Source organism: Flavobacterium sp. B167r, assembly GCF_056824315.1.
The window spans coordinates 3,369,405-3,381,078 of the sequence record NZ_CP124859.1; the positions used below are offsets into that span (position 1 = coordinate 3,369,405).

The 11,674-nt window shown below is 32.9% G+C and carries 7 protein-coding genes; 3 read left to right on the plus strand and 4 right to left on the minus strand.

The window, feature by feature from the left end:
• Window positions 1-23 precede the first annotated feature (23 nt).
• The 4 genes from QLQ96_RS15105 to QLQ96_RS15120 are packed head-to-tail and all read right to left on the minus strand — an operon-like array spanning window position 24 to window position 7,999.
• A complete protein-coding gene (locus QLQ96_RS15105) occupies window positions 24-2,447 on the minus strand; it encodes an ABC transporter permease (protein ID WP_482491435.1) in 2,424 nt (807 codons plus the stop codon).
• A 1-nt stretch (window position 2,448) separates the two neighbouring features.
• Window positions 2,449-4,872 (minus strand): ABC transporter permease, encoded by a 2,424-nt coding sequence (locus tag QLQ96_RS15110; RefSeq protein WP_482491436.1) that lies wholly within the window; start codon window positions 4,870-4,872, stop codon window positions 2,449-2,451.
• A 1-nt stretch (window position 4,873) separates the two neighbouring features.
• The gene (locus QLQ96_RS15115) at window positions 4,874-7,285 is read right to left on the minus strand and encodes an ABC transporter permease (protein ID WP_482491437.1); all 2,412 of its coding nucleotides are present in this window, start codon (window positions 7,283-7,285) and stop codon (window positions 4,874-4,876) included.
• A gap of 3 nt (window positions 7,286-7,288) precedes the next feature.
• Window positions 7,289-7,999: an ABC transporter ATP-binding protein gene (locus QLQ96_RS15120; protein ID WP_482491438.1), complete on the minus strand. Its 711-nt coding sequence runs from the start codon at window positions 7,997-7,999 to the stop codon at window positions 7,289-7,291.
• 284 nt (window positions 8,000-8,283) lie between these two features.
• Here QLQ96_RS15120 and QLQ96_RS15125 point away from each other — a divergent pair, with 284 nt between their 5' ends.
• From QLQ96_RS15125 to QLQ96_RS15135, 3 genes are all read left to right on the plus strand, one after another.
• Window positions 8,284-9,633 (plus strand): sigma-54-dependent transcriptional regulator, encoded by a 1,350-nt coding sequence (locus QLQ96_RS15125; RefSeq protein WP_482491439.1) that lies wholly within the window; start codon window positions 8,284-8,286, stop codon window positions 9,631-9,633.
• A gap of 2 nt (window positions 9,634-9,635) precedes the next feature.
• Complete coding sequence (locus QLQ96_RS15130; protein ID WP_482491440.1) at window positions 9,636-10,970, plus strand: sensor histidine kinase; 1,335 nt, start codon at window positions 9,636-9,638, stop codon at window positions 10,968-10,970.
• Window positions 10,971-11,076: 106 nt separating this feature from the next.
• On the plus strand, window positions 11,077-11,673 hold the full coding sequence (locus QLQ96_RS15135) for a biliverdin-producing heme oxygenase (RefSeq protein WP_482491441.1): 597 nt from the start codon (window positions 11,077-11,079) through the stop codon (window positions 11,671-11,673).
• Window position 11,674 lies beyond the last annotated feature (1 nt).

The following is an 11,674-nucleotide window of genomic DNA, read 5'->3' on the forward strand; positions in this document are numbered from 1 at the left end:
CTTTTCTACTAAACATAAACTGATTATTCGTATTTTAAATATTTTAAAACATCGGCTTTTGTTGCCTGATACGCTTTCGCTAAAACGATGACTAAAGTAAGCGCCAATAAAAAAACAAAAGAAATCAAGAAAGGCAAAAGAGGAATTTCTATTCTAAAAGCAAAATTATTCAGCCATTTTTGTAGCAAAATATAAGCAGGAACAATAGCAATTAGAAAGCCAATTATGCAATACAAAACATATTGTTTGGATAATTCTTTTAGCAAAACATTGGTGTCTGCGCCTAATGTTTTTCGAATCGCAATTTCTTTCATTCTGCGCTGAATCGAATACGAAGCCAAAGCAAATAATCCGAACAAAGCAATGAGTATTACAACAATATTTAGCAATGAAAACAGATTTTTTTGCTTGACATAAGACTCATAAGTTCTAGCGTATTCTTTATCGGCAAAATCGTATTGAAAAGGATATTCTGTGTCAACTTTTGTTTTCCAGAATTTTTCAATTTCAGCAATAGAACTTTGAATCTGATCTGCTTTTAATTTTACATAAATTCGATTCATTTCATTGGCCATATCCAGAGATTTTATATGATAAAAAGTAATTGGCGGAACATCAACTTCTGGACTTAACAAGTTAAAATCTTTAACCACGCCAATAATCCTCATTTTCTGATTTCCAATTTTAATTTCTTTCCCAATCGGATCTTTCATTTGCATTAAACTCAATGATTTTTCATTCACTAAAACCGAATTTATAGTGTCTGAAGCTATGTTTGGGCTCAAATTTCTGCCTTTTATTACTTTTATATTCAGTAGATTTAGCATGTCATAATCAAGTCCGATTGCTTTTTGTTTGAAAAGTACGTCTCGATACCAAATTGGCCATTGAGAATCATCAGCTCCGTCAAAAGAAAGAAGACCAGTTGAAACGTTTTCTACACCTTTAATTTTTGAAAGTTCCTGTTTTATCGTATTGTATCTTTCAAAAATGTTCTTTCCAGCATTTTCTCCTTGATAATACGAAGACGGCAGATTTAGCGAAATTGCCATAACCTGATCGCCTTTAAAACCAAGATCTTTATTGTTTAAATATTTTATTTGCTGATAAACAATTACAGAACCAATTATGAAAAATGAAGCAATGGAAAATTGAAGAATCAGCATTCCGTTTCTAACCCAAACACCGCTTTTGCTTCGCGAAAAATTGCCTCTTAATACTTTTAAAGTTTCAAAATTAGCAACATATAATGCAGGAAATATTCCAGCAAAGACAATGGTTATGATAAAAACGAATATTAATTGAAGATAAAATTGGTTTTCGACTATCCTTAGATTTTTCTCTAAAAAAGAATTATAAAAAGGAAGTGCAATTTCTACAATCATTAACGCTAATAAAACCGAAAATGCAGTCATCAAAAAAGTTTCAAAAATAAATTGCCAAACAATCTGCTTTTTGGATGCGCCTAAAACTTTACGAACCCCAACTTCTTTGGCTCTTTTAATCGAATTTGCCGTTGCTAGATTGATGTAATTTACAATGGACAGAATAAGAATTAAAACCGATAAGCAAGCCATAATGACTAAAAACTGATAATTTCCTCTCCCTTCAGGATAACCATCGGTCACAGAATGCAATCTTGCAGACGAAAGCGGTTCCATTAAAACCTTAAAACTTCCCATTTTCTTGACCATTTCTTCAGGTGTAAAACCCGCTTGCTGGGCAGTTCTTACAATAATCTCATCATAAAATACTTTATCAAGCATTTTTCGAGTTGATTCTGCTTTTGAAGGATCTTTTAGTTTTACTAATACTTTTAGAACAAAAAGACCAGGATTTTTAGCAGGATCTGCCAAGTCTTTCATATGATTTATCACGATATTTGGCGCAATCGATGAATTTCCCGGAATGCGATAAACGGCCGAAATCGTAAACATGGCATCCAAACATTTGATTTGCTTTCCCACGGGATTTTTATTCCCAAAAAAGCGTTCGGCAAGTTTTTCAGAAATGGCAATACTATTTTCGTCTTTTATAGCCGATTTGGCATTTCCATAAATAAATTCAAAGGGAAAAAGAGAAAAGAAATCTTTTTCTGCATTTATGATTTTGTCTACAAATTCCTTTTGCCCATTATAAATCACTTTGTCTTTTTGATACCATTCGTCTGCGTAAACAACATTTTCTACATTCGGATCACTTTCTAAATGAGGCTTTAAACGCACAGGATTATTTGCAGTTACAGGCATATCGCTTAATTGCGCTAATACCTGATAAACATTGTCTTTTTCTGGATTCCAGGCATTATAGCTATGTTCGTCGTTCCAATAAAGGAGCGCGAAAATCAAGCCTGAAATTCCAATTGATAATCCGAGAATATTGAGAGCAGTAAATAGTTTATTGCTCTTTATTTGATAGATAAATATATTGATCCAGTTTTTTAGCATCTTATTCGTATTTTAAATATTTTAAAACGTCTACTTTGGTTGCCTGATACGCTCTAGAAAGGACTACTATTAAAGTTAGAGTTAATAAAATAGTAAAGCCGATTAAGAACGGATAAATAGAAATTCCGATTCTATAGGCAAAATTTTCTAGCCATTTATTAAGTAAAAAATAAGCAGGAAATAAAGCCGTTAAAAAGCCTATAACGCTAAATACAACGTACTGTTTGCAAAGCTCTTTAAGCAGTAAATTGGTTTCTGCTCCGAGTGTTTTTCGTATTGCAATTTCTTTCATTCGTCTTTCTATCGAATAAGAAGCTAGAGCAAATAACCCAATAAGGGCAATTACGATTACGATAATATTCAAGAGGGAGAAAACGTTTTTTTGTTTTACGTAATTCTGATATGATTTTGCATATTCTTTATCGACAAAATCAAATAGAAATGGATAATCTGAATCTACTTTCTTTGACCAAACATTTTCTATAGTAGCAACAGTTTCCTGCATTGTTTTAGGATCTGCTTTTACATAAATATTGTTGAGAAGATTGCTAAACCAGCCCACGCTTTTAAAATGAAAAATAGTGATAGGCGGAATTGGTTCGCCAGGATTTCCGATATTAAAATCTTTGACAACGCCAACAATAATTGCTTCTTTGCCATCCCAATTGATCTTTTTACCTATCGGATCTTTTTCATTTAGCAATTTTAAGGCAGTTTCATTAATGATCATCGAACTAATAGTATCCTGTGCAAATTGCGGATTCAAATAACGTCCTTTTAGCAATTTTATCTGCATCATTTCAAGCACGCCAAAATCGACAGGAATGTTGTTACCGTCTATATTTGTATCTTTATAATGATAAGAAATGACAGATTTTGCACCACGCCCCAAAACAAAACCGCCACCTGAAACTTGCTGAACTCCTTTAACGCGAAGTAATTCGTTTTTTATTTGTGCATATTTGTTCATTCGGTCCTTATCAGAAACTTTTTCTCCATAGATATTTCGATACGAAATATTGATAACCTGCTCTCCATTAAACCCCAATTCTCTAGAATTCATGTAATTAATCTGCTGATGTACAATGTATGAGCCGATAATGAAAAAAGAGGCAATAGCAAATTGAAAGATCAGCATTCCATTTCTAAGCCAAACTCCATTTTTGCTACGTGCAAAGTTTCCTCTTAAAACCTTTAGAACTTCAAAATTTGAAACGTAAACCGCTGGAAATATACCTGCAACAATGACTATTACAATAAATATCGCAATAAGCTGAAGGTAAAACTGAGTGCTTTGTAATGTTAATGTTTTTTCTAAAAAGACATTATAATAAGGCAGTGAAAGTTCTACTATTACCAGTGAAATTAAAATGGATGCAATTGCAATAATAGCTGTTTCAAAAATAAACTGCTTGATGATATTGGTCTTGGATGCTCCAATGACTTTTCTAACACCTATTTCTTTGGCACGTTTTACGGCATTTGCCGTAGCAGAATTAATATAGTTAACAATTGATAACGTGAGAATTAATATCGATAATCCCATTAGAATCAATAAAAGCTGGTAATTCCCGTTTGATTCTATCAATCCGCCAGTTTTAGTATGTAGACGAATGGTTTTTAAAGCTTCTAAATGAGGTTTTACTTCTCCAAACTTTTTAATAAAATCTTCTGGTTTCATACCTTGGGCTTCAGCACGTCGCAGTGTCATATTATTGTAATAAACCTTAGAGAGACTTTTTACGACTGCATCTGCATCAGTAGTGTTTTTTAGTTTTAATAAAAGAATATACTGAAAATTTCCCCATTGCTGAATACCATTTTTGATGCGTAAATCCATAAAATTTACCACACAGGAAGGATTAGCAATAGATTTCTTATCTAGTTTATACACGCCTCTAACAACTAAAACTTGATTTTGCAAAATTATTTTCTTGCCAAATGCACTTTCGTTTCCAAAAAGCTGTTGTGCCAGATCTTGCGATAAGCAAATGCTATTGCCATCTGGCAAACCTGTTTTAGCGCTTCCTTCAATAAATTGATACGGAAAATACTCAAAGAAGTTTCCTTGCGCCACAAGCACACTTTCAGATTGCACTTTTTTGTCGTTATAACGAATGATTTCGTTGTCGTAATTTCCATTTACATAACAGAAAGATTCCACTTCGGGAGAAGCTTCTTTTATTGCCGCTCCAATTGGAGCAGAACTAGAAGCCCAATAAGTCGTTTCATCCATCTGGTTGGCTACTAAAAAAACGTTTTCCTTATTAGGATTCCATTGATCGTAGCTTTGTTCGTCATTCCAATACAGAATTGCAAAAATTAATCCTGCAATTCCGATACTCAAACCAAGAATATTCAATGCTGTAAAAAGCTTGTTGTTCTTGATTTGATATATAAATATGTTTATCCAATTTTTTAGCATCTTACTCGTATTTTAAGTATTTTAAAACATCCACTTTTGTCACTTGATATGCTTTTGCTAAAACTATTGTCAGCGTTAGAAAAAGCAATGAAACAAAAGCAATAAAAAAGGGCAGAAGAGTTATGTCAATTCGGAAAGGAAAATTTTCGAGCCATTTTTGCAGTAGCAAATAAGCAGGTACAATTCCGATTAAGAAACCAATTATACAGAAGATTACATATTGTTTAGACAGTTCTTTCAGCAATATATTGGTTTCAGCGCCAAGCGTTTTTCTGATCGCAATTTCTTTTAATCTTCTTTCCATAGAAAAAGAAGCCAAGGCAAATAACCCGAAAACCGCAATTAGAATTACAACGACATTCAATAGAGCAAATAAGTTTCTTTGATCTTCGTATTTTTTAAAAGTTCGAGCAAAGTTTTTGTCTAGGAAACTGTATTCAAAAGGATATTCTGAATCTACGTTTTTAGACCAAAAAGCCTTTAGTGCTGATATAGTTTGCAGCATATCTTTAGAAGAAACTTTTACAGAAATCGTTTCAATATTACCTTGTGTCCATTTTTGTGTATTGATATGAAAGAAAATCATCGGACTAATTTCTGTATCAAGACCGTAGTAATGAAAATCCTTTACGACTCCAACGACTTTGTATTTCCCTCCTTGCCAGTCAATTATTTTATCCAAAGGATTTTTTTCGTTCATTTTTTTTGCTGCCACTTCATTTAGCAAAACATTAGAAATCGTGTCAGAAGCTAGTTTTTCGTTAAGAAAGCGTCCTTTTACCAATTTAACGCCCAACATTTCCAGCATTCCGAAATCTGAACCCAATTGCTGAATGATAACTTCTGGAATGTTTTTATAATGCAAACCGCCTCTAGAACACCAATTTTCGCCAATAGCAAACGCTCCAGCAGAAACTGCTTCAACGCCTTGAATTTTCTTTATTTCCTGTTTTAAGCTTTCATATCGTGCAAATTGTTCTTTATCTTTTTGCGCTCTAAAAGTGATGTTCATTATTTGAGATCCGTTAAAACCCAAGTCTTTTTTGACCATAAATTGAACCTGCTGATAGACGATTAGTGATCCAATGATAAAGAAAACCGCGATCGAAAATTGCAATATAAGCATAGCATTTCGAAGCCATATACCGCTTTTGCTGCGCGAAAAATTTCCTTTTAAAACGCTCAAAACTTCAAAATTTGAAATATAAAGGGCAGGAAAAACACCGCTCACAATAACGACAAGAATAAAAATTACAATGAGCTGTATGAAAAACTGAGATCCTGCAAGAACTAATTCTTTGCTTAAAAGCTGATTGTAAAAAGGCAAAGAAACTTCAACAATTACAAGCGCCAGCAACAAAGCAAATAGCATCGTTAAAGCAGTTTCAAACACAAATTGAAGGACAATCTGCCTTTTAGTTGCGCCAATAATTTTTCTCACGCCAACTTCTTTTGCACGTTTTATCGCATTAGCTGTAGCTAAATTGATGTAATTTACAATTGAGAGCAATAAGATTACAATTGATAATCCCATTAAGATTCGTAAAAACTGAAGATTTCCTGTTCCCTCTGGAAATGGATAACTGCCTTTGATAAGTCTAGAATTTCCAAACGGAATTACTAATGTTTTCAAAGGTTCGCCGTATGTTTTAATAAATAATTCTAGCGTCATTCCTTCATTTCTTGCCTGTCTTTTATAGTTTTTTTCTATAAAAATTTCATCCAGAGCTTTTTTTACTAGTGGCGCATCAGTTTTTTTCTTCAATTTTAGAACTAAGCCATAATTGAAGCCCCAATGATCTTTATTTTGTTCAAGACTTTCTTCAATGATGTTGGTAACCGCGCTAGGCATGACAACCGATTTTCCGGGTATTCTGTAAACGCCACGAACCACAAATGTTTTGTCATCATATTTTACCTGTTTTCCAACTGGATTTTCATTTTTAAACAAACGAAAAGCAGTTTCTTCAGAAAATACAATGCTTTGAGGTTCTTGAAGAACCGTATTTGGATTGCCGTATTTGAATTCGTACGGAAAAAAAGAAAAGAAACTTTTTTGTGCAGAAAAGATCTTATCTGCAATTTCTGTTTTGCCATTGAATTGAATCGCCCCTTTTGAATAATAATCAGTGAAATAGCAATAATCTTCTAAATATGGAGTAGAGGATTTAAGAAGCGGTGCTGTGATGGCAGAGTTTGTCGCAAAAATATTTCCTTTTCCGACATCGTTCATCACAATAAAAGTTTTATCCTTTTCAGGGTTCCATTTATCGTATGAATATTCATCGTTCCAGTAGAGCGTTGCAAAGATTAAACCTGCAATTCCGATACTTAAACCAAGAATGTTGAGAGCCGTAAAAAGCTTGTTATGCTTTAATTGATAAATAAATATATTAAGCCAATTTTGAAGCATAAACTAGTTTTTAGCAGTTACTAAAACGTCTACATTTCTATGATTTGCTTTTTCTGAAAGGATTACACCATCTTTCATTAAAATGGTTTTTTGCGAAAAAGAAGCATCATAATCTGAGTGTGTAACCATCAAAATTGTCGATCCGCTGGCGTGAAGATCGGTCAGCAATTCCATTACTTCATTTCCGTTTCTACTGTCTAGATTTCCTGTTGGCTCATCGGCCAAAATAATTTTCGGATTATTGATTAAAGCTCTCGCTACGGCCACACGCTGCTGCTGTCCGCCTGAAAGCTGTTGCGGAAAATGTTTTAACCTATGAGCGATTCCCAAGATTTTTGCCATATCATTTACACGAGATTTTCTTTCGGCAGAAGGAACATTATTATAGATTAAAGGCAATTCGATATTATCAAAAACCGATAATTCATCAATTAAATTGAAGTTTTGGAAGATGAATCCGATGTTTTCTTTTCTGGCTTGCGATTTTTGTTTTTCCTTTAAACCGACCATTTCTTGGCCAAGAAGCTCATAACTTCCGCCCGAAGCGCTGTCTAAAAGTCCGATAATGTTTAGTAAAGTTGATTTTCCGCTTCCAGACGGTCCCATGATCGAAACGAAATCGCCTTGGTTAATGGTTAACGAAATTTCGCTTAATGCTTTGGTTTCTAATTCCTCAGTTCTAAATACTTTTGAAAGTTTGGTAATGCTAATCATAATGGATCGTTTTAAATTTTGATTGATTTTCTTTTAAAATTTTTATGCCTTCGGAAATGCAAGAAACAAGGTTGAAAATTAAGATAAAATATTTTTAAATTATCGCTATTTATTTTGTTATTTGTGCTTCAGAAAGGCGTTAATAATTAATGATTTACAAGTTCTAATGTGATTTTCATGCCAAGAAATAAAACCTTGTAACTGCTTTGTTTTTAGTGATTTATTTTTCGATAAAAACCTAAACTGTCCATTAATGAACACCTTTTGTCCAAAACCGAACAATAATGAAAAAGACCAACGCTTCTATTTTAATCATCGACGATCAGGAAGACATCCTTTTTGCGTCGAAAGTCTATCTGAAAAAATATTTTGAGAACATTTTTACCTTAAATAATCCGAAAAATGTTGTCGAATTATTGTCTAAAAATGCCATTGATGTAGTTTTATTAGACATGAATTACAGATTAGGATTTGAAGATGGGAGAGAAGGTTTGTATTTGCTGAAAGAAATAAAAACGCTTTCGCCAAAAACAGTTGTCATTTTAATGACCGCTTTTGGAAAAGTAGAAACTGCTGTAGAAGGTTTAAAATCAGGTGCTTTTGATTATATCTTGAAACCTTGGGAAAATAAAAAACTCTTGGAATCGGTAAAACAAGCCGTAGATAAAGCGCGAAAAGAACAGAAGAAAAATAAAGAAGTTGAGATAAAAGAGGAATTTTTTGTCGGTATTTCTGAAATCATAAAAAAGGCCTATTCGCTAGCGGATAAAGTGGCAAAAACGGATGCTAATGTTTTGATTTTGGGCGAAAATGGAACAGGAAAATTTGTTCTCGCGCATCATATTCATTCGCAATCAGAAAGGAAAAATCAGCCTTTTGTTGCGGTTGATTTGGGTTCTTTAAATTCGAATATTTTTGAAAGCGAATTGTTCGGTTATGCCAAAGGTGCTTTTACAGATGCCAAAATTGATACAGCCGGACGTTTTGAAATGGCGCAAAATGGAACTATTTTCTTAGACGAAATAGGAAATGTGCCACTTCATTTGCAATCGAAATTGCTTCAAGTTATTCAAACTAAAACGGTGACGAGATTAGGAGAAACAAAAGCAAGACCTTTAAATGTTCGCATTATTACCGCAACCAATTTGAATTTAAAACTAGAAGTTGCTGATAAAAGCTTCCGTGAAGACTTGTATTATCGTATAAATACGATGGAAATTATTTTGCCTCCGTTAAGAGAAAGACACGAAGATAAGATTCCGCTTGCTGAATATCTTTTGGATAAAATGATTGAAAAATATGGAAGAGACGAAATTACTTTTGATAAAAAAGTCTTGGAACAAATTGAAAAACACGCTTGGAACGGAAATATCCGAGAAATGGAAAATAAGATCGAACGCGCCGTTATTCTTTGCGAAAACAATACAATCACAGTTTCTGATTTGGATTTAGAAACGATAACGCCTTATGAAGAAAATCCAGATGATGTTCAGCTTTCTTCGGTTGAAAAAGCTGCGGTTGAGAAAGCGCTTCTTAAAAACAATAATAATATTAGTAGAACTGCCGAAGAATTGGGTTTATCAAGAGGTGCGCTTTACAGACGTTTGGAGAAGTTTAATATCAATATCGGCTAATTATGTTGAAGACTTTACAAACTTATAAACTCATTTTCCTGCGATTGATTTTTATCGTTATCGGAATCGAATTGTCGCTTTACTTTTTTAAAATCGGTTTGCTTTTTACTGGAATATTTGGCCTTTGCATGGTTTTTCTGCTTGGTCGCGAAATGTATTTTTATGTTCGAAATCTGGTTTTGGTTTACAATAAAACTATTTCGTCGATTTTGCAGAATGATTTCAGTTCTGATTTTTCAAAACATAAATTCAATAGTTCGTACAACGATTTGTTCAATTTGTATGAAACACTTAAAAATAAACAAAATGAACAGGTTACGAGAGATATTATTTATCGTTCGATTTTAAATAATATAGAATCTGGTGTCATTATTTTGCAGAAACAAGAAGCAGATTGGAGCATCTTTTTAATGAATGATTATTTTTCGAGCCATTTTAATGTTTCGAAGGTTTCGAAATGGAAATATCTTAAAAATCAGTTGCCGGCTTTATGTGAGATTATTGAAGAAGATGATTTTCATGAAATTAAAACTTCAATAGAAATCAGTATCAATGAACAAAGCAGACAAACTTTTGTTTTACAGGCATCAAGAACCGAAATTTTTGAGCAGGATTATTTCATCGTTTTGTTAGATTCGATTCAGAATGTTGTGGAGAAAAAAGAAAAGGATGCTTGGATTAATTTGATGAAAGTGATTTCACATGAATTGCTGAATTCTATAACGCCAATTCGTTCAATTTGTCAAAATTTGGAAGATTTAGTTGAGCAAGATTCGCTTTCATCAGAAGATTTAGAAGACATTAAACACAGCGTTCAAACGATGTTGAGACGAAGCGACCATTTGCAGAAATTTGTAGAAGGCTATCGAAAACTCGCCATGTTGCCTTCTACAAAAAAAGAAAAAGTAGAATTACAGCATTTAATTGAAAACTGTATTCAAATTATGAATCCGTTATTCAAGAAAAATAATATTGAAGTTACCAATTTAGTTACTCAAAACTATTGGGTAAATGTCGATTCTCAGCAGACAGAACAAGTGCTAATCAATTTATTGACAAACTCAATTAATGCATTAGAAAACAAAAACTTAAAGCAAATTTCGATTTCGGCGGAAGCCAAAAATAACCGCGTTTTTATACGAATTATAGACAACGGAAAAGGAGTTGAAAAAGAAATTGAAGACAAAATTTTCCTTCCTTTTTACACCACCAGAACCGAAGGGGCAGGAATTGGTTTGACTTTATCTAAAAATATCATAGAAGCACATGGCGGTTATATTTCGCATAAAAATGAAAATGAAAAAACCGTTTTTGAAATTTCTTTGATTGAAGATTGATAGAAATTTGTTAAAAATAAGATTTTAAAAACTGTTATGTATTTTTTTTTAAATTTGTGAGAGAGCAGTTTTGAAATAACTCTCGCAAACATACAAAAAGTAATATATGAGTAGTAATACAACATCTTCAATAGCTTCTAATTTTCTTTCTGATTTAAAAACGCAAACTTCTGATTCTCATAAGAAATTAGAAGAACTTCCAGTTTCAATGTCGATTATGTCGCCAGAAATGAAGGTCGAAGATTATACGTATTATCTAAGTTTAATGCACGATGTTCATAACGATACGGAGGGACTTATTTTTCCGTTTTTTTCTAATTTAATTGATGATTTAGAACAAAGAAGAAAGAAACATCTTATAGAGAATGATCTTTTATTTTTAAATTCTAGTAAAACAAATACAGAAAAGGTTTTTCAAACTGAAGGAATTTCTCCTGCTTTTGCATTAGGAATTTTATATGTTGTAGAAGGTTCGACACTTGGCGGAAGATTTATTTTGAAAAATGTTTCAAAAGTATTACAACTTTCTGAGGATAAAGGCGTTTCTTATTTCAATGGTTATGGAGAAAAAACAGGAAGTTTTTGGAAATCTTTTCTAGCTTTTCTATCAGAATATGAACAGGAACACAATTGTGGAGAGGAAATTATAGAAGGAGCTGTATTTGCTTTTGACAGCATTTACAAGCATTTTGACCGAAAGTAAA